This is a genomic window from Streptococcus australis (assembly GCF_901543175.1).
Taxonomy (GTDB): Bacteria; Bacillota; Bacilli; order Lactobacillales; family Streptococcaceae; genus Streptococcus; species Streptococcus australis_A.
The window spans coordinates 344,359-370,975 of sequence record NZ_LR594040.1 but is presented as its reverse complement, the minus strand read 5'-3'; the positions used below and the strand labels follow the sequence as shown (position 1 = coordinate 370,975).

Sequence of the window (26,617 nt, the reverse complement as noted above, 5' to 3'; positions counted from 1 at the left end):
CATTCTATGGGAATTGAAGAACAACTAGGCGAAATCGTTATCGCCCCACGTGTACTTGAAAAAATCATTGCTATCGCAACAGCTAAAGTTGACGGTGTCCACTCTTTTTCAAACAAATCAGTATCTGACACCCTTTCAAAACTTTCTCTTGGTCGCGGTGTTTATCTACGAAATGTTGATGAAAAACTAACAGTGGACATCTACCTCTATCTTGAGTACGGGGTAAAGGTACCAAAAGTCGCTATGGCTATTCAAAAAGCTGTCAAAGATGCTGTTTACAATATGGCTGATGTGGAATTAGATATTGTTAATATCCATGTTACAGGTATCGTTCCAGATAAAACACCAAAACCTGACTTGAAAGACTTGTTTGATGAGGACTTCCTCAATGACTAGTCCACTATTAGAATCTAGACGTGAGCTCCGTAAATGCGCTTTTCAAGCTCTTATGAGTCTTGAGTTTAGTACAGATACCCAAACTGCTTGTCGTTTCGCCTACACACACGATCGGGAAGATTCGGATGTGCAACTTCCAGCCTTTTTGACAGAGCTCGTTTCTGGTGTTCAGGCTAAAAAGGAAGAACTAGACAAGCAAATCACACAGCATTTAAAAGCAGGTTGGACCATTGAACGTTTAACGCTCGTGGAGAGAAACCTCCTTCGCTTGGGAGTCTTTGAAATCACTTCATTTGACACCCCTCAGCTAGTTGCTGTTAATGAAGCTATCGAGCTTGCAAAGAACTTCTCAGATCAAAAGTCTGCCCGTTTTATCAATGGACTGCTCAGCCAGTTTGTAACAGAAGAACAGTGAATAGAAAAAGTGTTTGATATTTGTCAAACACTTTTTTCGTTGCCTTCCACTATCTAAAAAAGTGGTAATAGACATAATTATAAACAAAAATCCAGATGGGTTTTGCATAAATGAGAAAGTTGAAAAAACTATGGCACAGGATTGTGATTTTTAGATTCTTTGTCCAACGGTAGACTAGGGCAAAGAAAAGACCTGAAAAACTATAAACCATCAAACTGATGGGACCGCGATGGGACAATACCAAATGACTGAGCCCAAATATAAGAGATGATAAGATGACATCCAAATAGTATTTGGATTTAGGGAAGAAAGTATTCATAAAATAGCCTCTATGAACTACCTCCTCCAATATAGGCCCCAAAATGACAATTGAAAGAAATGAGAAGCAAGTCGTTAAAATAGTAGATTCCCCACTGAAGGATAGGACTGAAAGAAGGTCTTCAAAGATATAGTGATTATTAATGAAGCGACTAAACTGTAAGTAAAAAGCACTTAACAACTGACGGACAAAATAAGCAGCCACTAGACTAACTACAAGGTAACAGAATCTGGATTTCTTCGAGCCCTTTTTCTCAAAAATATAGAGTATTTTTTTCTTTTTAAGCCAATAGATAAATAGTCCTAAAAGAGATAATTGCTCTACTGCTACAATAATAGAATAGCCATCCATACCCCAGACAAACATCTTAGCCAGATAAAGACTACTGAAATCTAGTAGATAAATTGAGTAATGTATAGGTTCCCAAATGACCTAGTTTTTTCATACTTACTCCTAAAAATCCTTGTTGACTTTTTTTAACAGTATACATATTTTTTTGATTATTTTAGCATTTATTTCTTCAACAGTCAATTGTTAATCCTGAAATGTATTTTATAGAATCCAAAAAGCTAGAACCATTTCTTAGCTCTAGCTTTCTTTTTAATATTTTCTAAAGCGTTGGTAACGTTCTTCGAGGAGCTGTTCCAAGGCTAAGCCTCCCAAGCGGTCAAGCTCTGCACGCAATTCATTTTTTACACGAGCTTGCAGTTCCTTACTGGAAAGCCCTGCTTCTGAGATTACCTTGTCAACGATACCCATTTCGAGGAGTTCGTGAGAAGTGATTTTCATCAACTCTGCCGCTTCCATAGCACGACTTCCATCCTTCCATAGGATAGAGGCAAAGCCTTCTGGACTGAGCACGGCATAGATCGAATTTTCCAGCATCCAGACGCGGTCAGCAACGGCTAGTGCTAGGGCACCTCCAGACCCTCCTTCACCGATAATAATGGCGATGATTGGAACCTTGAGGTCGCTCATTTCCATCAGGTTTCGAGCGATTGCTTCCCCTTGTCCACGTTCCTCAGCTCCAACACCTGGGTAAGCTCCCGCCGTATTGATAAAGGTCACAACTGGACGACCAAACTTTTCTGCCTGTTTCATCAAGCGAAGAGCCTTGCGATAGCCTTCTGGATGGGGTTGCCCAAAATTTCGTTTGAGGTTATCATGAAGACTCTTCCCCTTTTGGATACCGACGACTGTTACTGCTTGGTCACCTAACCAGCCAATTCCGCCAATGACCGCACCATCATCTCTGAAAGAGCGGTCTCCATGCAATTCGATAAATTCATCGAAGATGCCATTGGCAAAATCAAGGGCGGTCAAGCGACTTTGCTCGCGTGCCTCTCTGACTATTTTTGCAATATTCATCCGCGACTTCCTCCATGCAATCTCACTAATTTAGCAATTGTTTCTGGTAGTTCTCTACGTTTGACAATTGCATCAACAAATCCATGTTCAAGCAAAAATTCTGCTTTTTGGAAATCATCTGGCAAGGTCTCACGAACTGTATTTTCGATAACACGACGTCCTGCAAAACCAACCAAACTTTGGGGCTCTGCTAGAATAATGTCGCCTTCCATAGCAAAAGAAGCTGTCACACCACCTGTTGTCGGATCCGTCAAAATCGTCAGGTAAAAAAGTCCTGCCTTGGAATGACCTTGAACTGCTGCAGAAATCTTAGCCATCTGCATCAAGCTCATAATCCCTTCTTGCATACGAGCACCGCCAGAAGCCGTAAAAAGTACAACTGGCAACTTTTCAACTGTCGCATATTCAAACAAGCGCGTGATTTTTTCACCCACAACGGTTCCCATCGACGCCATGATAAAGTTGGAATCCATGATCCCAAGGGCAACTTTTTGCCCCATGATGCTAGCTGTGCCAGTCAGGACAGCTTCATCCAGTCCAGTTTTTTCACGCATGCTAGCCAGTTTTTTCTGGTAACCAGGAAAGTTCAAGTGATCTTGAGTTTCAATACCTGTAAACATCTCCACAAAGCTGTCAGAATCAATTGTCAGAGCCAAGCGCTCTTGGGCTGAAATACGGAAAGTATAGCTACAATAGGGACAAATGCGCTCACTCCCAAGGTCCTTTTGGTAAATGGTGTGTTTACATCCGGGACACTTGGAGAAGAGTTCATCAGGAACCTCAGGCTTAGCTTGCGGTTTCTCCTTTACGGAACGATTAGGATTGATCCGAATATACTTATCTTTTTTACTAAATAGAGCCATAAATCCCCCTTTTAGTTCTCATACTCTTTGAAAGTCTATTCTTTTTCTTGATATTGTGGCAAGAAAGTTTCCATCAGGAAGGAAGTATCGTAGTCACCAGCAATAACACGACGGTCTGAAATCAGATCCAATTGGAAATCTGCATTGGTTTGTACTCCTTCAATCTCAAGCTCATATAGTGCTCGTTGCATCTTCATAAGAGCGTCAAAACGATTCTCCCCATGAACAATGATTTTGGCAATCATACTATCATAGTAAGGAGGAATGGTATAGCCTGGATAAACTGCTGAGTCCACGCGCAAGCCAACTCCACCACTTGGTAGATAGAGATTGGTAATTTTACCTGGGCTTGGAGCAAAGTTAAATGCTGGATTTTCTGCATTGATCCTGCACTCGATAGCATGACCTCGTAGGACGATATCTTCTTGTTTGAAAGGTAAAGGTTGCCCGGCTGCAATGCGAATCTGTTCCTTCACGATATCAACACCTGAAACAAACTCTGTGACTGGGTGCTCCACTTGCACACGAGTATTCATTTCCATGAAGTAGAAATTGCCACTCGCTTCATCGAGAAGAAATTCAATCGTCCCTGCATTTTCATAGCCAACAGACTCTGCTGCACGAACGGCTGCAGCACCAATTTCATTACGAAGTGTTTTGCCAATCGCAATGGACGGACTTTCTTCTAAGACCTTTTGGTTATTCCGTTGAAGTGAACAATCCCGTTCACCAAGATGGACAACATGACCCTCTTGGTCCGCAAGGATCTGAACTTCGATATGACGAGCTGGATAAATCACACGCTCAAGATACATAGCGCCATTTCCAAAGTTGGCCTTGGCTTCACTGGATGCTGTCTCAAAAGCTGCGACCAAGTCTTCTGCCTTTTCAACCTTACGAATTCCTTTTCCACCACCGCCTGCCGATGCCTTTAGCATGACTGGATAGCCAATTTTTTCTGCAACCGCAAGTGCCTCTTCAGCCGTGTGAACTTCACCATCAGATCCTGGGATAACTGGAACTCCAGCCTTGATCATTTGCTCACGCGCATTGATCTTATCTCCCATGGTATCCATTACAGCCCCAGAAGGACCGATAAACTTAATCCCCACTTCATCACACATCGTGGCAAACTTGGAGTTTTCGCTAAGAAAACCAAAACCTGGGTGGATGGCTTCTGCTTCTGTCAAGACTGCAGCAGATAAAATAGCGTTGATATTGAGATAAGATTCTGTCGCCTTACCAGGTCCGATACAGATAGCTTCATCCGCTATGAGTGTGTGAAGAGCTTCCTTATCAGCAGTTGAATAAACTGCTACGGTTGCAATGCCCAATTCACGCGCAGCTCGAATAATGCGAACCGCAATCTCACCACGGTTGGCAATCAAAATTTTACGAAACATGGAGAACCTCCTTAGTTTCCAATTGCAAAGGTAAGAGTACCACTCGCTGCAAGCTTACCATCTACTTCAGCCTTTGCTTCAACCACGGCAATCGTACCACGACGTTTAACAAAAGTAGCCGTCATAACTAATTGGTCACCTGGTACAACTTGCTTCTTGAACTTAACCTTGTCCATGCCAGCGTAGAAGACCAGTTTCCCTTTATTTTCAGGTTTGGACAATTCCAAGACACCCGCGGTCTGGGCCAATGCTTCCATGATAAGAACACCTGGCATGACTGGGTATTGTGGAAAATGACCATTGAAGAAAGGTTCGTTGATGGTCACATTTTTAATGGCAACAATAGTATCCTCGCTCACTTCCAAGACACGATCCACTAGGAGCATGGGGTAGCGATGAGGTAGAGCTTCTTTGATTCCTTGAATATCGATCATTTGATACGTACCAATCCTTTACCGAACTCAACCATTTCTTCATTTGAAACGAGAATTTCTGTCACCACACCATCCTTAGGTGCAGGAATCTCATTCATGACCTTCATGGCTTCGATGATCACCAAAGTCTGGCCTTTTTTAACACTGTCTCCAACTGTGACGAAGGCAGGTTTATCTGGTCCAGCAGCCAAGTAAGCCACCCCTACAAGTGGGCTCTCAACAACATCACCCTCCGGAGCAACCGTCGTTTCAGCTGGTACTGGAGCTTCTTCCACTGCACTCTCTACTGGAGTTGAAGGGGTAGAAACTACTGTACTTGCCGCTACTGCAGTTGGTGCTGGAACAACTTGAGCTGGAGCTTCAGAAGCCATTCTTGCTTCATTCTTACTGAACTGCAATTCGTCCGCTCCGTTTTTATAAGAAAATTCTCTCAAACTTGATTGGTCAAATTGAGCCATCAAGTCCTTGATCTCATTTAAATTCATAATTATTTATTCTCCCAACGTTTGAAAGCAAGAACCGCATTGTGTCCACCAAAACCAAAAGTATTTGAAATAGCATAAGGGATTTCTTGCTCCAAGCCTTGTCCATAAACGACATTCGCTTCGATATAGTCTGACAACTCGCTTGTTCCAGCTGTTTTTGGCACAAAGTTATGGCGCATTGCTTCGATTGTAGCGATTGCTTCTACCGCTCCTGCAGCTCCAAGCAAGTGTCCTGTAAATGACTTGGTGGAAGATACAGGTACTTCTTTACCAAGAACAGCTACGATCGCACCACTTTCACCTTTTTCATTAGCAGGAGTTGAAGTTCCGTGAGCATTGACATAAGCCACTTGCTCTGGAGAAATCTCTGCCTCTTCCAAAGCCAACTTAATTGCCTTGATGGCACCTTGACCTTCTGGATGTGGAGAAGTCATGTGGTAGGCATCACAAGTATTGCCGTAGCCAACTACTTCAGCCAAGATCGTTGCTCCACGTTTTTCAGCATGTTCAAGGCTTTCAAGCACCAACATACCAGAACCTTCTCCCATGACAAAACCATTACGGTCTTTATCAAATGGAATAGAAGCACGAGTTGGATCTTCTGTCGTAGAAAGAGCTGTCAGAGCTTGGAAACCAGCAATGGCAAATGGAGTGATAGAAGCTTCTGATCCGCCAACTAACATGACATCTTGGAAGCCAAACTTGATAGAGCGGAAAGCATCTCCAATGGCATCATTTGATGAGGCACAAGCTGTATTGATTGATTTACAGATACCGTTTGCTCCGAAGCGCATAGCAACATTTCCTGAAGCCATATTTGGCAAAGCTTTTGGAAGAGTCATTGGCTTAACGCGTTTTGGACCTTTCTCATGCAATCGAATGACTTGATCTTCGATTTCCTTGATACCACCGATACCAGAAGCAACGATGACACCAAAACGGTCTTTATCGATTGCTTCTACATCAAGATTGGCATTTGTCACCGCTTCTTGAGCTGCATACAAGGCATACAAAGAATAGTTGTCAAAACGGTTAGTATCTTTTTTGACAAAGTATTTATCAAATGGGAAATCTTGAACTTCTGCCGCATTGTGCACAGCAAAATCGCTGTGGTCAAACTTAGTGATTTCTCCAATTCCAATCTTCCCAGTTTGCAAACTGTTCCAAAATTCTTCTGGAGTATTTCCGATAGGAGAGGTCAATCCGTAACCTGTTACTACAACTCGATTTAGTTTCATCTGTCTTACCTATATCTTTCCTTATTTTTTACATGCTAAGTCCGCCATCAACAGCGAGAACTTGTCCAGTCAAATAATCCTGTCCAGCCAGGAACACTGTAGCATCTGCAATATGTTCTGCTTGACCGAAATGTTTCATTGGGATTTGGGCCAATGTCGCTTCCTTGACCTTATCAGACAAAACAGCAGTCATATCTGACTCGATCATCCCTGGTGCAAGAGCATTTACGCGCACATTACGATTGGCAACTTCACGTGCAACTGACTTGGTAAAACCAATCAAACCTGCTTTAGAAGCTGCATAGTTAGCTTGTCCGATATTTCCCATCAAACCGACCACACTAGACATGTTGATAATCGCACCTTCACGTGCCTTGATCATCTGTTTCAAGACTGCTTGCGTCATGTTGAAGGCACCTGTCAAATTGATCTTAATCACTTTTTCAAAGTCTTCTTCGGTCATCTTGAGCATAAGCGTATCTTGAGTGATCCCAGCATTATTGACTAAGACATCGACAGAACCGAGTTCTGCAATCGCTTGATCTATCATACGCTTGGCATCTGCAAAGTCTGAAACATCACCTGATATCGGTACTACTTTGACACCGTAGTTTGAAAACTCAGCCAGCAATTCTTCTGAGATTGCTCCGCGGCTATTCAAGACTACATTCGCACCTAGTTTAGCAAATTTGTGAGCAATGGCAAGTCCGATACCACGACTTGAACCTGTTACAAAGACATTTTTGTTTGTAAGTTGCATTCTATTTCTCCTGTTTCCTGTTGTATTTTGTGGGAGAAGGGATCATTAGTTTCCTAACAAAGCATCCAAGCTTGCTTGGTCTTCAACGTTAGCTAGCTGAGCTGTTTTATCGATTTTTTTGACAAAGCCTGATAGGACTTTTCCAGGGCCGATTTCAATAAAATTGGTCACACCAGCATCCTGCATCACAGCAATACTTTCATAAAAACGAACAGGTTCTTTCACCTGACGCGTCAAAAGCTCTTGGATTCGATCTTTTTCCATAACAGCAGCTTCCGTATTGCCGACTAGTGGGCAAGTAAAATCAGAGAAACTCACTCCATCAAGAGCTTCAGCTAGTTGCTGACTGGCTGGCTCAAGAAGGGCTGTATGGAAAGGACCCGACACATTTAGGGGGATCAATCGTTTAGCTCCTGCTTCCTGCAAGAGTTCAACTGCGCGGTCAACTGCAACCACCTCACCACCGATGACGATTTGGCTTGGGGTGTTGTAGTTGGCTGGAGTCACTACTCCAACTTTAGAGGCTGTTTCACAAGCTTCCTCAATCACTTCAACTGGAGTATTAAGAACGGCAACCATCTTTCCAGAGCCTGCAGGTGCAGCCTCTTCCATATAAGCACCACGCTTAGCAACCAAGGCAACTGCATCTTCAAAGTCCAAGGCACCACTTGCTACAAGAGCAGAATATTCTCCGAGAGACAATCCTGCTACCATATCTGGCTGGTAGCCCTTTTCTTTCAATAGTCGGTAAATAGCAACAGAAGTCGCTAAAATAGCTGGTTGCGTATAGCGAGTCTGGTTTAACTTAGTTTCTTCCTTATCAATCAAGTCACGAAGGTCATAACCCAAAACCTGACTGGCTTGGTCAATTGTTTCCTTGACGATAGGGTAGCTATCATAGAGATCACGTCCCATCCCTAGATACTGAGCACCTTGACCCGCAAATAGAAAGGCTGTTTTAGTCATTTCTTACAACTCCTGCCCAACGAGAGGCTTCTTCTTGAATTTTTTTGGCTGCGCCATAGTATAGATCTTTTAGAATTTCTTCGACGGTTTCCTCTTTAGAAACCAAACCAGCGATCTGACCTGCCATGACAGATCCACCTTCTACATCTCCATGAACAACGGCTTTAGCAAGAGCACCAGCTCCCATTTGTTCAAAGATTTCTAAATCTGGATTTTCTTGTTTAAAGGCATCTTTTTCAGCCTGCTCAAAGTCACGTGTCAACTGGTTTTTAATAGCACGAACAGCATGTCCAAAGTGTTGAGCGGAAATTGTCGTATCGATATCACGCGCTTTTAAGATTTTTTCTTTATATTTTGGATGGGCATTAGATTCCTTAGCTACTACGAAACGTGTACCAACTTGAACGGCCTCAGCACCAAGCATAAAGCCTGCAGCGACACCTTCACCGTCCGCAATTCCTCCAGCTGCGATAACTGGAATTGAAACAGCTGCAGCAACTTGGCGAACCAGGGTCATAGTTGTTAATTTACCAATGTGTCCACCGGCTTCCATTCCCTCTGCAATAACTGCATCTGCACCGATTTTTTCCATGCGTTTTGCCAAAGCAACACTTGGAACAACAGGAATAACTGTAATTCCTGCATCATGGAAACGAGCCATGTATTTACTTGGATTTCCTGCACCAGTTGTAACCACCTTGACCCCTTCTTCAATCACGAGATCAACGATGTCTTCTACAAATGGAGACAGGAGCATAATGTTAACACCAAAAGGTTTATCCGTAAGTGATTTGATTTTATCGATATTAGCCTTTACGACCTCTTTAGGTGCATTCCCACCACCGATGATCCCTAGACCACCAGCTTTAGAAACAGCTCCGGCCAAGTCGCCATCAGCAACCCATGCCATTCCTCCTTGGAAGATAGGATAATCAATGTTCAATAATTCTGTAATACGTGTTTTCATAGTGCCTCCATCAGTCCTTGCTTACGTAATAGTTCGATTGGTGTATTATTTGAGTTTCAAACTATTACCTAAACAAGAGGGAGTGGGTTTCCCCAACTCCTTCTATATCTTATTCGTTTTTATTTTGTTTTCTCTTCAACGTAGGCAACCAAGTCACCAACTGTTTTCAAGTTATCTTCTGCTTCAATTTGGATGTCAAAAGCATCTTCGATTTCAGAGATTACTTGGAACAAGTCCAAAGAATCTGCATCCAAATCATCAAAAGTAGATTCAAGTGTTACTTCTGATGCATCTTTCCCAAGTTCTTCAACGATAATTTCTTGTACTTTTTCAAATACTGCCATGATAGGACTCCTTTAAAATATAAAAATTTATAACAATGTGTTTATCACATGATTACCTAGATTGTAAGAATGAGCGTGCCCCAGGTCAAGCCTCCACCGAAGCCTGATAGGAGAATCGTCTGGCTGCCATCTAAACGAATCTTGCCATTCTCCACACACTCTGAGAGCAAAATCGGGATACTTGCTGCACTGGTATTTCCATACTCCATCATATTGGCAGGAAGCTTGTCTCGGTCTACACCGATTTTCTTAGCCATCTTATCCAAAATGCGGATATTTGCCTGATGAAGCAAGAGATAATCCAATTCCGATGCTGCGATTGGACCATTTTCAATGGTTTCTTTGATCGATCTAGCAACATCTCGATTTGCAAAATCAAAAACTGCTCGTCCATCCATCTTCAAAAAAGCAGGAACTGCTTCTTGATCTGAGAAAGGAGAAGCCAAAGCCGTTTGACCATAGGTCAAACACTCGCTCCGAGAGCCATCTGTATAGAGACTTTCCACAAGGAAGTGCCGTGTTTCGCTCGCTTCCAAGAGAACCCCACCAGCACCATCCCCAAAGAGAACGGCTGTCGAACGATCTGACCAATCAACTGCCTTGGATAAGGTCTCAGCCCCGATAACAATCCCTTTTTTGAACTGTCCAGATGTCAGAAACTTCTCAGCAGTTGAAAGTGCAAAGATAAAACCACTGCAGGCAGCTGTAAGATCAAAAGCAAAGGCTCTGTCAGCACCAATATTGGCCTGAACTCGCGCTGCCGTAGAGGGCATCATTGAGTCAGGTGTAATTGTCGCTACAATGATAAAATCAATCTGCTCAGCTTCTATGCTCGCCTTAGCCAGTAAGCTCTTGGCTACTTCTGTCGCCAAATCACTCGTTGACTCCGTTTTTGAAATATGTCTCTGTTTAATTCCTGTACGACTTGAAATCCACTCATCGCTTGTATCCATGATTTGAGCCAAGTCTTGATTGGTGACCACTTGCTCGGGTACATAATGAGCAACCTGGCTTATTTTAGCAAAAGCCATTATTTCAAATCCTCCAAAAATTGGTAAAGGTTAGTCAAGCCCTTGCCCATAACCTCCATTTCCTCAGGACTCATCCCGTCGATAATTTTTTCGACCATAGCCTTGTGGAAACGTTTATGAAGGCGGTGAACTAAACGACCTTTCTTTGTCAAATGTAGATAGACCACACGACGGTCTTGGTCAGAACGGATACGTTCAATATAACCCTTTCTTTCTAGGTTATTCAAGCTCGTCGTAACTGTCCCTAAGGTTACCATCAGTTCTTTGGAAACCTTACTAGGAGTCACCTCAGGGAATTTTCCAATCACATCGATTGTGTGCATTTCTTTGATGGAGATGTCTTTGAATCGACTACCTCGCAAGCTAACCTCCTCAATCACAAGGACATTATTAAAAATGGATGTTAAATAATCATTTACTCGTTGGTAGTCCAAACTTTTCCCCTCCTCTTCAAAAAAACTTTTACAATCAAAACATTTGATATAGAAAGTATAACAGACTTCAAAGTTTTGTGCAAGTATTTTTTTACTTTCCTGAAAATTTTGGTCGTCTTCTTTCTGAATGAGCCCGAACTCCTTCTTTGAAATCTTCGGTTTGAGCCAAGGATTCTTGCAACTTCAACTCCAATTTAGCATAATCTTGCCAATCCTTAAATTGACTTTCCCAAACCAGCTTTTTAATCGCTGCATAGGAATTAGCTGAACCACGTCTGAGTTTTTTTAGAACTTGGTCTCGTGTTTTTTCCAGCTTATCTGCCTCACAGACTCGATAAACCACGCCCCACTCCAGAGCTTTTTCCGCTGTCAAGGCTTCTCCTGTCATGGCAAGCTGGGCTGCTCTTGTCACTCCTATACTACGACTTAGGAGATGAATACCTCCTGCATCGGGAGCCAAGCCAACCCCGACAAAGGCCTGAATGAACTTGGCCTTATCTGTTGCTATACAGAAATCAACCGCTACTGCCATATTTGCCGCAGCTCCTGCAACGGCTCCATCTACCTCCATCAAAACAGGTTTGGGTATTTGCTTGATCTTAAAGGAAATTATATTGACCAACTCTGCGATTTTTGTCAGTGAAGGAATATCATCCTCATCCACCGCCCGCTTCATCTCGACCAGGTCTCCCCCCACTGAAAAGACCTTCCCATTAGCATTTATCAAGATATACTGTACAGCTTGTTCCTGCTCTGCCAAGGTCAAAGCTTCTAAGATTTCCTCACACATTGGGATGTGGAAACCATTTGCCACTTCAGGACGATTCAGAGTAATAATAGCTAGATCATCTACGATCTGGTATAGGATATGATTCATAGCTTCTCCTTTTGTATGAACATAAAATTATTTTATTATCAAAGTATACTTTTTTTTGGATAAAGAGGCAAGAAAAAACCAATCGAAAGTGTCTCAGCCGATTATTTCACCTTCGTTTATGAATTTGAGAAAAATTGACTTTCTTACTTTTAATCTTTTATCGATTCCCAGAATAAATTAACATTTACTTCTATTAAAATAGGAAGATGTTTTCTTCATTGAAAAAAGCCCCTCTTTCTGCTATAATCGTATAAAATACTTACTTGAGGAGTCCCTATGAAGGTTGTAAAGTTTGGTGGAAGCTCTCTTGCCTCTGCTAGTCAGTTAGAAAAAGTTTTAAACATCGTTAAAAGCGATAAAGAGCGCCGTTTTGTGGTTGTTTCTGCACCGGGTAAACGCAATGCTGAGGATACCAAGGTTACAGATGCCTTGATCAAATACTATCGTGACCATGTGGCTGGCAATGACATCAGCACTAGCCAAAATTGGATTATCGACCGCTATGCAGCTATGGTGAGCGAACTAGGCTTAAAACCAACTGTTTTAGAAAAAATTTCTAAAAGTATCCGTACTCTAGCGACTCTTCCTATTGAAGATAATGACTTTCTCTATGACACTTTCCTAGCGGCTGGAGAAAACAACAACGCCAAACTTATCGCGGCCTACTTTAACCAAAATGGCATCGATGCGCGCTATGTTCACCCTAGAGAAGCGGGAATTATCGTGACAAGCGAACCTGGAAATGCTCGCATCATTCCATCTAGTTATGACAAGATTGAAGGCTTGGCTGACAGCAATGAGGTCCTTGTTATTCCTGGTTTCTTTGGGGTTACTAAGGAAGATCAAATTTGTACCTTCTCACGTGGTGGATCCGACATAACAGGTTCCATTATCGCTGCGGGTGTCAAAGCTGATCTCTACGAAAACTTTACGGATGTTGATGGTATCTTTGCTGCCCATCCTGGTATCATTCACCAACCGCACTCTATCCCTGAATTGACCTACCGTGAGATGCGGGAATTGGCCTATGCAGGTTTCTCAGTCCTTCACGATGAAGCCCTGCTCCCTGCCTACCGTGGGAAAATTCCTCTGGTTATCAAAAATACCAATAACCCTGACCATCCGGGCACTCGTATCGTTCTAAAACACAGTAGTGATAAATTCCCAGTTGTGGGAATTGCTGGTGACTCAGGCTTTGTCAGCATCAACATGTCGAAATACCTCATGAACCGCGAGGTCGGATTTGGTCGCAAGGTTCTGCAAATCCTTGAAGACCTCAACATCGGTTGGGAACATATGCCAACTGGTATCGACGATCTTTCAATCATTCTCCGTTCTCGCGAACTAACTCCTATCAAGGAAGAAGAAATCCTGCGTCAGTTGGTTCAAAAGGCTGAAGTAGACCATGCAGAAATTGAACATGACCTTTCGATCATTATGATTGTCGGAGAAAAAATGAAGAGTCATATCGGAGTAACTGCTACTGCGACACGAGCTCTATCTGAAAACAAGATTAACATCCAAATGATGTCACAAGGCTCTAATGAAGTTTCTATTATGTTTGTTGTCAATAAAGACCAAGAAAAAGCAGCTATCAAGGCTCTCTACCATGCCTTTTTCGGTGAAAGTAAGGAAGATTAATCATGGCCCAATCTCTCAATAAAGTCATTGACCTCCAAACCACTGGAACATCTTATCTCTCTATCTCTGGAAAAGTTGGAAAATTTCTAGTCGGGGATCAAGCCTTGGAGTTTTATCCTGATGTCAATGTCGAACAATATATCCAAATCCCTTGGTCTAGCGTCAATCAAATCGGAGCCAACGTAAGTGGACGAAAAATCAGCCGTCACTTTGAAGTCTTCACCGATCAAGGTAAATTCCTCTTTGCCTCAAAAGACTCTGGGGCTATCCTCAAAATCGCTCGGGAAAAATTAGGAAACGAAAAGGTTGTCAAACTTCCTACGCTAATCCAGACCATTGGACAAAAACTGAAGAATCTATTTGCAAAAAAGTAGAAACTTTAGTATAATCATAGCAACGGATAAGTAGGTTATCCTCTTCTTTCAGAAAGTCTGCGGTTGCTGCGAGCAGATAGAGGAGATAAGTGAAATTCTACCGTTGCTTACAACAAAATACACAATCAAGTGCACACCTGTGAAGTTGGATGGAACCGTGGCCCTGCCACTCCAACGCTTTGTTAGGTGTGCTTTTTTCATAAAGGAGTTCTTATGTTAGATATCAAACGTATTCGTACAGACTTTGATGCCGTCGCTGAAAAATTGGCTACACGTGGTGTAGATGCTGCTATCCTTAACGAGATGAAAGAAATCGACGCTAAACGTCGTGATATCTTGGTCAAGGTTGAAAATCTCAAGGCAGAACGCAACACTGTTTCTGCTGAGATTGCCCAAGCCAAGCGCAACAAGGAAAATGCCGATGACAAAATTGCTGCTATGCAAACCCTATCTGCTGAAGTAAAAGCCTTGGATACTGAATTAGCGGAAATCGATGCTAAGTTGACAGAATTCACCACTACTCTTCCAAACATCCCAGCTGACAGCGTTCCTGTTGGTGCTGACGAAGATGACAATGTGGAAGTTCGCCGTTGGGGTACTCCACGCGAGTTTGACTTCGAGCCAAAAGCTCACTGGGACCTTGGTGAAGACCTTGGAATCCTTGACTGGGAACGTGGTGGTAAAGTGACTGGAGCTCGTTTCCTCTTCTATAAAGGTCTTGGCGCTCGTTTGGAACGTGCTATCTACAACTTTATGTTGGATGAACATGGCAAGGAAGGCTATACCGAAGTCATCACACCTTACATGGTTAACCACGACTCTATGTTTGGTACTGGTCAATATCCAAAATTCAAGGAAGATACTTTTGAACTCAGCGATACTAACTTTGTATTGATTCCAACAGCTGAGGTGCCTCTTACAAACTACTACCGTGATGAAATCCTCGATGGCAAGGATCTTCCAATCTACTTTACGGCTATGAGTCCATCATTCCGTTCTGAAGCGGGTTCTGCTGGTCGTGATACACGTGGCTTGATCCGTTTGCACCAATTCCACAAGGTTGAAATGGTCAAATTTGCCAAACCAGAAGAATCATATGAAGAATTAGAAAAAATGACAGCCAACGCTGAAAATATTCTTCAAAAGCTTAATCTTCCATACCGTGTGGTCGCGCTCTCTACTGGAGATATGGGCTTCTCAGCTGCCAAGACTTACGATTTGGAAGTTTGGATTCCAGCACAAAATACCTACCGTGAAATCTCAAGCTGTTCAAATACAGAAGATTTCCAAGCTCGTCGTGCTCAAATCCGTTACCGTGATGAAGCCGATGGCAAGGTTAAACTCCTTCACACCTTGAACGGTTCTGGACTTGCAGTTGGACGTACGGTGGCTGCTATTCTTGAAAACTACCAAAATGCAGATGGTTCTGTAACTATTCCAGAAGCACTTCGTCCATACATGGGTGGAGCTGAAGTTATCAAACCATAAAAAATAAGGCCTAGCTAGATAATAGCTAGACCTTTTTTCGTAACCAAATCAGATAACCACTCAAGACAAAGAGTAAAATAGTGAGGCATATAACCGTTTCAGCAAACACCAGATAATCCAGAAATGGAAGTTTCAAAATTCCCTGAGCCATCTTGAGCGAGGTAGCTGTGATAATGGTTGGGAAGGTGAGGGCTGAGAAGGCTGGTTGAAAGCCTTGTTTTAAAATATTAGGCAAGCGAGTCAAAACGAAGAAAAAGAAAGATTGAGACGCCAAAATCATGACGATTAAGAGCCATGTTGGCAAGCTTGCCCCTCCAACTCGAACTAGTGAGGCCAAGAGTAGGGAAAAGGGAGCACAATAGATTCCTTCCTGTCCAAGCAAGGCTACTGGGAGTGGAGTTTTCTTTAAATCCCTATAAATAAGGGGATAAAGATAGAAAGTCAAGACAAAACCAAAACTCAAGGTCGTATTGGCAATTTCAACGATGCCTACCAGAGGATAGGTCAAGGCAGCTACTGCTATCCCCACATAGAGCACCGTCCAGCTAGGAGTCGCATTGACTCTCTTGCCTGGACAGGCAAATTTAATGGTAAAGTAAGTGATTAAAGCGAGGTCCAAGAGAAAGGAAAACCACCAGAGCCCTTGTGATATCAAAGGAAGATGAGGGAACAAACGAAAGACATAGGTCGATAAAATCATCCCCGCCATAGGAAAGGTAGCTATACCAGATAAAAGAGGGGGCTTGGTCAATTCTTTCTTGGTTTCTTCCCAATTAAAAAGATGAAGAATCAGAAAGAAAATCCATAAGACCAATCCAGTCAAACTAAATAGGTGCGAAAGAACAGGCCAAGTATCCGCAATCAAGTTTCCTGCACCTGCCAAACCTAACAAACAACCAGAAAATACCAAGGGGAGTTTTTTCATGGCAACCTCCGTTAATCATATTATTATCAGTATAGCATAAAAGCCTTTAAAATAGCATAGAAAAATGAAGACTGGATAAATCAGCCTTCATTTTATTTATGATTCGAACTAGGCATAAGGTTGCAATTCTGGATTAATGGGCGTATTGGCTAGGTTGTTGGCATAGTTGCAAAGGCTGGCTAAGCTGACACCGAGAACCACGTCCAAGGCATTTTGTTGTGTATAGCCGGCTTCTAAGAATTCAGCCAAGGCTTCATCTCCTACACGACCCTTGGTATTGATGACCGCCAAGGTAAACTTAGCTAGAGTATCTAGTTTTGGATCTGTCTCGATTGGAGTACGGTTGCGGAGGGCTTGGAGAAGATCATCATTCATCTGGATTTGTTTGATCGAAAAGGCGGTGTGACCTGCAACGCAGAAAGCACAACCATTAGTTACAGCTGCCGTGATTTGCACCACTTCCCTCTCAACTGGGGTTAGGCTATTGCGGCGGTTGATGGCTCCGACAGTTCGATAGGCTTCTAGGGCGGTAGGAGCATTGGCCAAGAGACCGATCAGATTGGGAATATAGCCATTGTTATCTTTTTGTACTGTTTCCAGAACTTCTTTCACTTCTGCTGGTGCTGATTCTACTGTATGGATGGTAAATCTTGTCATAAGAAACCTCTTTTCATTTTATTGACATTTAGTCTATCATAGAATTTCTTCTTTGGATAATATATATTTTCAATTGCCATGATAGGAAATGTTTATGAAATGAAAAAATCACACTAAAAGTGTGATTGGATTAGTTCTTAAAATACTTCTTAGTCTCAGCAACAACTACTGGCGACAAAACCAAAAGAGCAATCAAGTTAGGCAAGGCCATCAAGGCATTGACGATATCTGCAATAATCCAGACCATGTCCAACTCGATAAAACCTCCCAACAAGACCATGAGTACAAAGACCACTCGATAAAGCCAGATAAAACGAACGCCAAAGAGAAACTCGAAACAGCGCTCTCCGTAGTAATTCCAGCCGAGAATTGTCGTAAAGGCAAAGAGGACCAGAAATATGGTCAAAAGAGCAGGCCCAAAATGTGAAAAAACTGTTGAAAAGGCTGACTGAGTAAGCGCTACTCCGTTCAAATCACCACTCCAAACACCAGTTACCAAGATGGTCAAACCTGTCAGAGTACAGATAATGAGGGTGTCAATAAAGGTTCCTGTCATGGAAATCAAGCCTTGCTCAACAGGCTCATTTGTCTTAGCCGCAGCAGCTGCAATCGGAGCTGAACCAAGACCAGATTCGTTAGAAAAGACTCCTCTCGCCACACCATTTTGAATCGCAGTACGGATAGTCGCACCAGCAAATCCTCCTACTGCAGCTACAGGGCTGAAAGCAGAGGTAAAGATTAGGGCAAGAGTGGCTGGAATTTTCTCGATATTAAAGAGAATAACTGTAAGAGTTCCCAAAATATAGACAATAGCCATAAAAGGAACAACTGCTGTTGAAACCTTGGAAATGGATTTGAGGCCACCAAAGACTGCAATCGCTACAAAAACAGACAAAACGAGAGCTGTGATAGCTGGTTCAACTTGAGCTGTATTTTGAATGGATTCTGTAATCGAATTGACTTGGGTGAAGGTACCAATCCCTAGAAGAGCTACCAATACACCCGCTAGGGCAAAGAAGATAGCAAGGGGGCGCCACTTTTCCCCCATTCCCAAAAGGATGTAGTGCATGGGCCCTCCAGCTACAGCGCCGTTTGCATCCTTGCTACGGTATTTGATAGCCAGTAAACCTTCTGCATACTTGGTTGCCATCCCAAAGAAGGCAGCCATCCACATCCAAAAGAGAGCGCCTGGTCCCCCAACCTTAATGGCTGTCGCGACCCCGATGATATTTCCCGTACCAACAGTGGCTGCTAGAGCCGTACAGAGAGCAGCAAAGCTCGACACATCACCGTGCCCCTTATCCTTGGTAAAGATCAACTGAAAGGCCTTAGGAAGACGAGCCACCTGCAAAAGGCTTAGTCGGATGGTCAAATAGATACCCGTTCCGACCAATAAGATCAAGAGGGGAGGCCCCCAAACGAAAGCATCAAGCGCTTTTAGCAATTCTAACATATCCTACTCCTATCCTTCAACCCCAAAAGAAAGAGCACATGCAAGATACATGTACTCTGGAATGCTTAGATAAATGCCTAAAAGCGGTCTATCTTAGCTCTGTCCTTTTACCTGAGAGTTTGAGCAGTTGCCTGCCTTGCCCCTTCGGTGCCTTTACGGTCTCTCCAGAGTTCCGTCCATTTACAGTCATGGAAAACAAACTTTTCTCCATTTCTATTAAACTTCATTCGGTGTTGGTATTTTATTTTTTATTATTTTATAAGAAAAGTTAGCTTTTGTCAATATATTTTTTGAAAAAGATGGATTTTCACTTCTTTTTCAAATAAAGAGAAGCACTCTTTTTCTAACCTTTAAAGGTCACAATGGTTGCGCCACTGCCTCCAGCATTCTGTGGGGCATAGCCAAAACTCTTGACATGCTTGTTTCTTTGTAGGTATTTGGTGACGCCCTCACGGATGACTCCCGTTCCGATACCATGGATGATATCGACTTGCGCCATGTTATTGAGCAGGGCTTGGTCGATAAAGGCGTCCAGCTCATTCATAGCCTCTTCGTACCGTTTGCCTCGGAGATCCAGTCTTGCTTGCGGGCCACGGCCAGAAGCACGTTTCACGACATTAACTTGTTTTTTCTTGACTGGGGCTTCTTGTTGGGCCTGAACAAGGTCAAATTCTTTCTCTTCCAAGGTCATCTTGATCAAACCGACTTGGGCTTCCCAACGGCCGTCCTTAAGCTGATTGGTCAAGGTTCCACGTTGGCCATAACTGAGAACCACGATATCATCTCCAACCTTTGGAGCTCGTTTTTTCTTGGCTTTTTGAAGGACCTTGTTTTTAGACAAGTCGACTTTTTCAGGGGCCAGTTTTTTCAGCTCAGCCTTGGCTTCAATGATTTCATGGGGCTTGAGCTGAGACTTACTGTGAAGATTTTTCAGTATCTGATCACTCTCACTTAGCGCTAGTTCCACAATTTCAGCAGCTTGTTCACGCGCCTTGTTGAGCTCAGTTTCCTTTTCACGATTTAGTTCATTGTAGAGTTTTTTGAGCGCTCGGTTCATCTTAAGGTTTTCTTGCTCCACCTCACGGATATTGTCCAAGCGTTTACGACTTTCCAGTGTTTGCTCTTCCAATTGTTCAATGATGCGGTTGACATCATTATCTTGGTTGACCTGCTGACTGGCATCCCCGACGATGACATCTGACAGTCCTAGGCGTTTGGCAATTTCAAAGGCATTACTTCGACCAGGAACTCCCTGCATGAAGCAATAGGTCGGACGCAAGCTGGCTGTATCAAACTCCATGCTGGCATTTTGCACAAAGGCTGTCTCGATACCATAAGCCTTGAGTTCTGGATAGTGGGTCGTCGCCATAGTCTTGACCTGACGTAAACGAAGATCCTCCAAAATGGCCATGGCAAGGGCTGCTCCTTCCTGCGGATCGGTACCTGCGCCAAGCTCATCTAGTAATAAAAGTGAGTGTTGGTTGACCTTGCCCAGAATATCTACGATATTGGTCATGTGACTGGAGAAGGTAGACAAGCTTTGCTCGATAGACTGCTCATCCCCAATATCTGCGAAGATTTCTTCGAAAATACCGACACGGCTTCCCTTGTCTGCTAAAATGGGCAAGCCTGACTGGGCCATAAGTTGAGTCAAGCCCAAGGTTTTGAGCATGATGGTCTTCCCACCCGTATTGGGACCTGTAATGACAATGGCCGTTAATTCCTTACCGAAGTGTACATCGTTTGCGACTGCATTTTTAACCAAAGGATGGCGAACATGAAGGAGTTGAATTTCTTGATTCTCTGAAAGTTGAGGAACGACTGCTTGTCTTTCTTGAATGAAACGCACCTTGGCACGAATCAGATCCAGATGGCCGATAATCCAAGCGTCATTAGCAATCTCTGCCGCATGAGGGCGGACGCGTTCTGAGAGCTCCTGTAGGATACGAATCATCTCATAGCGTTCGTCTGCTCGCAAACTAGCGATTTCTTCGCTCAGTTTCACGACCTCACGTGGCTCGATATAGACCGTGTTTCCGCTGGCAGAGATGTCATGAACAACACCCGCAATCTTGTTACGATAGGTGTTCTTGACAGGTAAAACCTGACGGCCATTTCTGCTAGCAATGATTCCTTCGGTCAACATCTGCGCTTTTTGTTTAAGTAAGTCTTGCAAGACATCTCGAACTTGACTCTCGCTATCATGGATTTTCCGACGGATACGTGCTAATTCTTCGCTGGCGAAATTTTCGATAAAACCTGCGTCATTTAGGGCTTGGAGACTCCCTTGCAAGTGTGGAAAATCATGCAGTTTTTCAAACCATCTCGCCAACTGTTCCAAGCGTACGTTTTCGAGATTGGCATAAAAACTTTGCAACTCTCTGCTAGCAAGCAAGACCCGTTTGAGGAGTAGGAACTCCTCGATATTGAGATCCGCCCCCATCTCCAGACGCTTGCAGACAGCTGAGATTTCACGTGTCGCTAGGATGGTAAAGTGAGGCTGTTCCACAAATAGGGCTTGCATTTCCTCCATCTCTGTAAAGGCTTGTTTAATCTTATCCGCTTTGGCAGTTGGAGCCAAGCCTTTTAACTCCTCTAGCCCTTGTTCTGTCAAGATATGAGGTTCAAACAAGGCTTTTATTTTATTAAATTCTAAGGTTTCTAGTATTTTTGTATTCATATTCTTTCCTTGTGTATTTGTTTACAAGATTGTAGTGCCTAGAGATTTTTGGCCTTTACTTAAGCCTAGTCGTCCAATCTGTAAACAAAGGGCTAGGAAAACTCCCGCCCTTTTTATCCGATTAAATTTGTCACCCAGAGTTGTTTGATAAAGTTTGTCGTAAAAGGGACACTTTGGATGATATGCTTGGCTACTACGCTCTTTTCAAGGGGATTTTGCACAGCTGGCATAGGCACAGTTGCAAGAATGGTTAGAGCCATTTGCAAGGCAAATAAGGTTACCAATAGCGACAATAGGCCTGCTCCGATACGGAACCATTTGACATCGAGCTTTTTAGTTGGAATCAAGTGTAGGAACAAACCGATAAAACGTCCGATACTGTAACAAATTCCGAAAACTAGAAGGTAGGCGAGACCCGCATAAAAGACCTTGTCTAGCTGAAAAAGCTGGTCTGAAGGGAAGAAAAAGGTGCCCTGTCCTTCCTGAGGATTGGCATAAGGGACAAGCAAGTGGAAGTGATCTCCCAGTGATTTATAAAACTGTCCAGCAACAAAGGCTGAAATCACTGCCACGAGAAAATAATAAACTTGCAGCACCAAACCTCTACGGTAGCCGATGTAAAAGCCCCAAGCAAGAACCAGCAAGAGAAGGATTGAAATCATAGGGAATCCTCAATCTTGCTCTGCTCTTGCTTAACAGCCACTAACTTATTTCGAAGGTCTTTAAGCTCCTGCTCCTTATCGTCAAACTCAATCTCACGACTAAGCTGCGTCGATAGGCTGTTAATCGCTAAAAGAAGGGCAATCGTTTCATCATCTGCCCCAGGCATTTGGTCTTTAATTGCTTGGTATTTTTCAGTCGCAACCTTGGCAATTTCCTCCATAAAGAGGTTTTCATGCTCGGTTGTCAAGGTTAATGTCTTTTTCCCGAATGTAAACTTATATCGATTTAGATTTGCCATAAAATTCACCTCACGATATTATACCAAATTTCGCTAATTTTGTCAGTTTTTACCAATTCCCTTGCTTTTATGGTACAATAGAGACTATGGCAAGTATCACACTCACACCAAGTGAACAAGAAATTCAGAGCTTTTTAAGTCAGTATCAGAAGGCTCTCAGTCCTAGTAACAATCCCTATATCCGCTACTTTTTGCGCCTGCCTCAAGCAACGATTTCCATCTATACTTCTGGAAAAGTCCTCCTGCAAGGCGAAGCTGCTGAGCAGTACGCCAGTTTCTTTGGCTACCAAGTTCAACAAGAAAAGAGCGGACAAGATTTTCCTATGATTGGGACTGACGAGGTGGGAAATGGTTCCTACTTTGGTGGGCTAGCTGTCGTGGCTTCCTTCGTGATACCAGACCAGCATGACTTCTTGCTAAAACTCGGAGTGGGAGATTCAAAGACCCTGACAGACCAAAAGATTCGTCAGATCGCCCCTATCCTCAAGGAAAAGATCCAGCATCAAGCACTGCTTCTCTCACCGAGCAAGTATAATGAAGTTATCGGAGAGCGTTACAATGCCGTTTCTGTAAAGGTTGCCCTTCACAATCAGGCTATCTTTCTTCTTCTCCAAAAAGGAGTCCAGCCAGAAAAAATCGTGATTGATGCTTTTACAAGTCCTAAAAACTATGACAAATACTTGACGCAAGAAGCCAACCGTTTCCCAAACAAGATTAGCTTGGAAGAAAAAGCCGAGGGAAAATACATGGCTGTTGCGGTTAGCTCCGTCATCGCGCGTGATCTCTTCCTCGAAAACTTGGAAAATCTCGGACGAGAACTAGGCTATCAACTGCCAAGTGGCGCTGGAACTGCATCTGATAAGGTTGCTAGCAAAATCCTTCAAGCCTATGGTATGAAAGGGCTCAACTTCTGTGCCAAACTACATTTTAAAAATACTGAAAAAGCTAAAGCACTGCTAGAAAGGTAAGTTATGAATTATTTTAAAACATTTCTAAAAGAGTGGGGACTTTCGTTCCTTATCGTTATAGTAGTTGGTCTCAGTCGCCTCTTTCTCTGGACCAATGTCCGCGTGGAAGGACACTCTATGGATCCGACCCTAGCTGATGGAGAGATTCTCTTTGTCGTCAAACACCTCCCTATTAACCGCTTTGATATTGTAGTTGCCCATGAGGATGATGGAAATAAAGACATCGTTAAACGCGTCATTGGCATGCCTGGTGATACCATTCGCTACGAAAACGACAAGCTCTTTATCAACAATCAAGAAACCGATGAACCTTACCTAGCAGACTACCTCCAACAGTTTAAAAATGATAAACTACAAAGCGCCTATTCAGGGAAAGGCTTTGAAGGGGATAAGGGTGTTTATTTTAGAAGTCTAGCTCAGAAGGCTCAGGCCTTTACTGTCGATGTAAATTTCAACACCAGCTTCAGCTTTACAGTACCTGAAGGTGAGTACCTCCTCCTTGGAGATGACCGTTTGGTTTCTAGCGACAGTCGCCATGTTGGAACCTTTAAGGCCAGTCAAATCAAAGGGGAAGCCAAATTCCGTTTCTGGCCACTCAACCGTATCGGAATCTTTTAAAACCAGCAACCAGATGCTGTGATAGTCTTTTTGAGTTAGCCTTTTAGGATTAGATTGCAACTTGGCGATATCTTGTACCAAGCCCCAAATCCAAGGAAAGCCTAACTGAGAGCTCTATCCCAGCTCTTTTTCTATCAAAAAGGAAACCTATGGAAGTTTATTTTTCAGGCACCATTGAACGCATTATTTTTGAAAATGTCAGTAATTTTTATCGCATCCTCCTCCTAGATATCCAAGATACCAATGCGGAGGACTTTGATGATTTTGAAATCATCGTTACAGGAACCATGGCGGATGTGATTGAGGGCGAAGACTACACTTTTTGGGGGCAAATCGTTCAGCACTCCAAGTATGGTGAACAGCTACAAATCAGTCGTTACGAGCGAGCAAAACCCACTAGCAAGGGCTTGGTCAAGTATTTTTCCAGCAGTCATTTTAAGGGAATCGGTCTCAAAACTGCCCAGAAAATCGTTGATACCTATGGCGAAAATACCATAGACGAAATTCTGGAGCATCCTGAAAAGCTGGAAAGCATTGCTGGACTCTCTGCCAAAAACCGTGAGGCTTTTGTCTCTACCCTCCGTCTCAACTATGGGACAGAAATGGTCTTGGCAAAACTTGCCAACTACGGCATTCCTAATAAACTAGCCTTTCAGATTCAAGACTTTTACAAGGAAGAAACGCTGGATATTGTCGAAAACTATCCCTATCAACTGGTTGAAGATATCAAGGGCTTGGGCTTTACCATTGCTGACCAATTAGCCGCCGAACTAGGCATCGAAAGCCAAGCTCCCGAGCGCTTTCGTGCAGGTCTTGTCCACAGTCTCTTTCAAGGTTGTATGGATACGGGTGATACCTATATGGAAGCCCGTGATTTGCTGGAGCAGACCCTGACCCTCCTCGAGTCTTCCCGTCCCGTGGAACTGGATCCCAGCCAAGTTGCTCAAGAACTTTCCTACCTAATTGAAGAAGACAAGGTTCAGCAGATTGACACTAAAATCTTTGATAATAGCCTCTTTTTCGCTGAAGAAGGCATCCGCAGTCACTTGGTTCGTATCCTTGAAAAAGGAAAGAAAAAGAACTATGATTTAGAAATCATTCAAAAGCATATCGCTAGTGTTGAGGAAGAACTGGGTATCCAATACGATAGCATCCAAAAACAGGCTATCTGTGATGCCATCCAGAACAAGGTCTTTATTCTAACAGGTGGACCTGGTACTGGTAAGACGACTGTTATCAATGGGATTATCGCTGTCTATGCCATCTTAGAAGGACTTGACCTCAGGAAAAAAAGCAACCTGCCCATTCTTCTTGCTGCACCAACTGGTCGAGCAGCTCGTCGCATGAATGAATTAACAGGCTTGCCTAGCGCGACCATACACCGCCACTTGGGAATGACGGGTGACGATGATACCAGCCATCTGGAAGATTATCTTGATGCCGATTTTGTCATTGTAGATGAGTTTTCCATGGTGGATACTTGGCTAGCCAACGAACTTTTCTCCAACATCTCCTCAAACAGTAAAATCCTCATCGTGGGTGATAGCGACCAGCTACCTTCTGTCAGTCCTGGACAAGTCCTAGCTGACCTTCTCCAGATACCTCTGATTCCGCAGACTCGCTTGGAAAAGATTTATCGTCAGAGTGAGGAATCAACTATCGTCACCTTGGCTAGCCAGATTCGACAAGGCATCTTGCCAGCAGACTTCACTCAGAAAAAGGCAGACCGCTCCTACTTTGAAATCATGAGTAGCCATATCCCTGCAACCATTGAGAAAATTCTTGGCGCCGCCCTCAGAAGTGGCATCCCAGCTCGCGATATTCAAGTTCTGGCGCCTATGTATCGAGGAACTGCTGGTATTGATGCCATCAACCAACTCATGCAAGATCTGCTCAATCCTCCACAAAAAGACCAAGTGAGCTTTGAAGCAACTCAGTGTCACTATCGAACTAGAGACAAGGTCATTCACCTAGTCAACGACGCTGAAGTCAATGTCTTTAATGGAGACCTAGGCTACATCACAGATTTGATTTCTGGAAAATACACCGAGTCCAAACAAGACGAGATCATGATTAATTTTGATGGCAATGAGGTCATCTATCCACGAAACGAGTGGTACAAGATTCGACTGGCCTATGCCATGAGTATCCACAAGTCGCAGGGAAGTGAGTTTCCCGTTGTCATCCTACCCATCACCAGTGCTAGCAAGCGCATGTTGGAACGCAATCTCATCTATACGGCTATTACACGGGCTAAGAGCAAGCTCATCCTACTAGGTGAATTACAGGCCTTTGACTATGCAGTCAAACATATCGGAACTGCCCGTAAGACCTATCTGATTGAACGCTTTAAAGATCTGGTCGATTCGATCGACCAAACCAGCCCAGCTCCTAGCGAAACAACAAATCAAGAGGATTCTCCTCTATCCTACATTCTCACTGAGGAAAACTGGTCTAGTATCCCAGCCATGATTGGGATTACAGACGCAGATCTCAAAGAGATTTTTGGAAAATAGACCATCAGAAAACCCACCAAATCAGGTGGGCTTTTT

At 43.3% G+C, this 26,617-nt stretch carries 27 protein-coding genes, 1 pseudogene and 1 riboswitch; of the genes and pseudogenes, 8 read left to right on the top strand and 20 right to left on the bottom strand.

What is annotated here, in order from left to right:
• Positions 1-6 precede the first annotated feature (6 nt).
• Entirely contained in the window at positions 7-396 is a 390-nt protein-coding gene (locus FGK98_RS01955; protein ID WP_084945541.1) for an Asp23/Gls24 family envelope stress response protein, read from the top strand.
• Positions 389-811: a transcription antitermination factor NusB gene (nusB, locus tag FGK98_RS01950; RefSeq protein WP_084945542.1), complete on the top strand. Its 423-nt coding sequence runs from the start codon at positions 389-391 to the stop codon at positions 809-811. Before FGK98_RS01955 ends, nusB begins: the two co-directional genes overlap by 8 nt.
• A gap of 49 nt (positions 812-860) precedes the next feature.
• On the opposite strand, the pseudogene FGK98_RS01945 reads toward nusB, so the two are convergent.
• The 14 genes and pseudogenes from FGK98_RS01945 to FGK98_RS01880 form a co-directional block, all read right to left on the bottom strand.
• Positions 861-1,575, bottom strand: a pseudogene (locus FGK98_RS01945) (CPBP family intramembrane glutamic endopeptidase).
• 155 nt (positions 1,576-1,730) lie between these two features.
• Positions 1,731-2,498, bottom strand: a complete 768-nt coding sequence (locus FGK98_RS01940; RefSeq protein ID WP_138099804.1) for an acetyl-CoA carboxylase carboxyl transferase subunit alpha — start codon at positions 2,496-2,498, stop codon at positions 1,731-1,733.
• Positions 2,495-3,361, bottom strand: a complete 867-nt coding sequence (accD, locus tag FGK98_RS01935) for an acetyl-CoA carboxylase, carboxyltransferase subunit beta (RefSeq protein WP_138099803.1) — start codon at positions 3,359-3,361, stop codon at positions 2,495-2,497. Before accD ends, FGK98_RS01940 begins: the two co-directional genes overlap by 4 nt.
• A gap of 35 nt (positions 3,362-3,396) precedes the next feature.
• The gene (gene accC, locus FGK98_RS01930) at positions 3,397-4,764 is read right to left on the bottom strand and encodes an acetyl-CoA carboxylase biotin carboxylase subunit (protein WP_138099802.1); all 1,368 of its coding nucleotides are present in this window, start codon (positions 4,762-4,764) and stop codon (positions 3,397-3,399) included.
• An 11-nt stretch (positions 4,765-4,775) separates the two neighbouring features.
• Entirely contained in the window at positions 4,776-5,198 is a 423-nt protein-coding gene (fabZ, locus tag FGK98_RS01925; protein WP_000565515.1) for a 3-hydroxyacyl-ACP dehydratase FabZ, read from the bottom strand.
• A complete protein-coding gene (gene accB / locus FGK98_RS01920; RefSeq protein ID WP_138099801.1) occupies positions 5,195-5,683 on the bottom strand; it encodes an acetyl-CoA carboxylase biotin carboxyl carrier protein in 489 nt (162 codons plus the stop codon). Before accB ends, fabZ begins: the two co-directional genes overlap by 4 nt.
• A gap of 2 nt (positions 5,684-5,685) precedes the next feature.
• Complete coding sequence (gene fabF, locus FGK98_RS01915; RefSeq protein WP_138099800.1) at positions 5,686-6,921, bottom strand: beta-ketoacyl-ACP synthase II; 1,236 nt, start codon at positions 6,919-6,921, stop codon at positions 5,686-5,688.
• Positions 6,922-6,949: 28 nt separating this feature from the next.
• A complete protein-coding gene (fabG, locus tag FGK98_RS01910; protein ID WP_138099799.1) occupies positions 6,950-7,681 on the bottom strand; it encodes a 3-oxoacyl-[acyl-carrier-protein] reductase in 732 nt (243 codons plus the stop codon).
• A gap of 45 nt (positions 7,682-7,726) precedes the next feature.
• Positions 7,727-8,647: an ACP S-malonyltransferase gene (gene fabD, locus FGK98_RS01905; RefSeq protein WP_138099798.1), complete on the bottom strand. Its 921-nt coding sequence runs from the start codon at positions 8,645-8,647 to the stop codon at positions 7,727-7,729.
• Complete coding sequence (fabK, locus tag FGK98_RS01900) at positions 8,640-9,614, bottom strand: enoyl-[acyl-carrier-protein] reductase FabK (protein WP_125827468.1); 975 nt, start codon at positions 9,612-9,614, stop codon at positions 8,640-8,642. The genes fabD and fabK overlap by 8 nt, the downstream gene beginning before the upstream one ends.
• Positions 9,615-9,733: 119 nt before the next feature.
• Positions 9,734-9,958, bottom strand: a complete 225-nt coding sequence (locus tag FGK98_RS01895) for an acyl carrier protein (RefSeq protein ID WP_000257839.1) — start codon at positions 9,956-9,958, stop codon at positions 9,734-9,736.
• A gap of 56 nt (positions 9,959-10,014) precedes the next feature.
• Complete coding sequence (locus tag FGK98_RS01890; protein WP_138099797.1) at positions 10,015-10,989, bottom strand: beta-ketoacyl-ACP synthase III; 975 nt, start codon at positions 10,987-10,989, stop codon at positions 10,015-10,017.
• Positions 10,989-11,423 (bottom strand): fatty acid biosynthesis transcriptional regulator FabT, encoded by a 435-nt coding sequence (fabT, locus tag FGK98_RS01885; protein ID WP_138099796.1) that lies wholly within the window; start codon positions 11,421-11,423, stop codon positions 10,989-10,991. Before fabT ends, FGK98_RS01890 begins: the two co-directional genes overlap by 1 nt.
• Before the next feature lie 91 nt (positions 11,424-11,514).
• On the bottom strand, positions 11,515-12,300 hold the full coding sequence (locus FGK98_RS01880) for an enoyl-CoA hydratase (RefSeq protein ID WP_138099795.1): 786 nt from the start codon (positions 12,298-12,300) through the stop codon (positions 11,515-11,517).
• Positions 12,301-12,576: 276 nt separating this feature from the next.
• On the opposite strand from FGK98_RS01880, the gene FGK98_RS01875 reads away from it, so the two are divergent.
• From FGK98_RS01875 to serS, 3 genes are all read left to right on the top strand, one after another.
• Positions 12,577-13,941 carry an aspartate kinase gene (locus tag FGK98_RS01875; RefSeq protein ID WP_138099794.1) on the top strand — a complete coding sequence of 455 codons (1,365 nt, stop codon included), beginning with the start codon at positions 12,577-12,579 and terminating at the stop codon, positions 13,939-13,941.
• A gap of 2 nt (positions 13,942-13,943) precedes the next feature.
• Positions 13,944-14,315, top strand: a complete 372-nt coding sequence (locus FGK98_RS01870; RefSeq protein WP_138099793.1) for a DUF956 family protein — start codon at positions 13,944-13,946, stop codon at positions 14,313-14,315.
• A 213-nt stretch (positions 14,316-14,528) separates the two neighbouring features.
• Entirely contained in the window at positions 14,529-15,803 is a 1,275-nt protein-coding gene (gene serS / locus FGK98_RS01865) for a serine--tRNA ligase (RefSeq protein WP_138099792.1), read from the top strand.
• Positions 15,804-15,828: 25 nt separating this feature from the next.
• Here the strand turns inward: serS and FGK98_RS01860 are convergent, their stop codons facing one another.
• From FGK98_RS01860 to zapA, 6 genes are all read right to left on the bottom strand, one after another.
• Positions 15,829-16,728 (bottom strand): TDT family transporter, encoded by a 900-nt coding sequence (locus FGK98_RS01860; protein WP_038804096.1) that lies wholly within the window; start codon positions 16,726-16,728, stop codon positions 15,829-15,831.
• Between the two features lie 108 nt (positions 16,729-16,836).
• Complete coding sequence (locus FGK98_RS01855; RefSeq protein ID WP_000196657.1) at positions 16,837-17,385, bottom strand: carboxymuconolactone decarboxylase family protein; 549 nt, start codon at positions 17,383-17,385, stop codon at positions 16,837-16,839.
• Positions 17,386-17,515: 130 nt separating this feature from the next.
• Positions 17,516-18,838, bottom strand: a complete 1,323-nt coding sequence (locus FGK98_RS01850; protein ID WP_138099791.1) for an alanine/glycine:cation symporter family protein — start codon at positions 18,836-18,838, stop codon at positions 17,516-17,518.
• Positions 18,839-18,927: 89 nt separating this feature from the next.
• Positions 18,928-19,016, bottom strand: a riboswitch (glycine riboswitch).
• A gap of 165 nt (positions 19,017-19,181) precedes the next feature.
• Complete coding sequence (locus FGK98_RS01845; RefSeq protein ID WP_138099790.1) at positions 19,182-21,518, bottom strand: endonuclease MutS2; 2,337 nt, start codon at positions 21,516-21,518, stop codon at positions 19,182-19,184.
• Between the two features lie 113 nt (positions 21,519-21,631).
• A complete protein-coding gene (locus FGK98_RS01840) occupies positions 21,632-22,180 on the bottom strand; it encodes a CvpA family protein (protein WP_138099789.1) in 549 nt (182 codons plus the stop codon).
• A complete protein-coding gene (zapA, locus tag FGK98_RS01835; protein WP_138099788.1) occupies positions 22,177-22,479 on the bottom strand; it encodes a cell division protein ZapA in 303 nt (100 codons plus the stop codon). The genes FGK98_RS01840 and zapA overlap by 4 nt, the downstream gene beginning before the upstream one ends.
• 86 nt (positions 22,480-22,565) lie before the next feature.
• Here zapA and rnhC point away from each other — a divergent pair, with 86 nt between their 5' ends.
• The 3 genes from rnhC (at position 22,566) to recD2 (ending at position 26,581) form a co-directional block, all read left to right on the top strand.
• A complete protein-coding gene (rnhC, locus tag FGK98_RS01830) occupies positions 22,566-23,447 on the top strand; it encodes a ribonuclease HIII (protein WP_138099787.1) in 882 nt (293 codons plus the stop codon).
• 3 nt (positions 23,448-23,450) lie between these two features.
• Positions 23,451-24,065, top strand: a complete 615-nt coding sequence (gene lepB / locus FGK98_RS01825; protein WP_138099786.1) for a signal peptidase I — start codon at positions 23,451-23,453, stop codon at positions 24,063-24,065.
• A 149-nt stretch (positions 24,066-24,214) separates the two neighbouring features.
• Positions 24,215-26,581 carry an SF1B family DNA helicase RecD2 gene (gene recD2 / locus FGK98_RS01820; protein ID WP_138099785.1) on the top strand — a complete coding sequence of 789 codons (2,367 nt, stop codon included), beginning with the start codon at positions 24,215-24,217 and terminating at the stop codon, positions 26,579-26,581.
• Positions 26,582-26,617 lie beyond the last annotated feature (36 nt).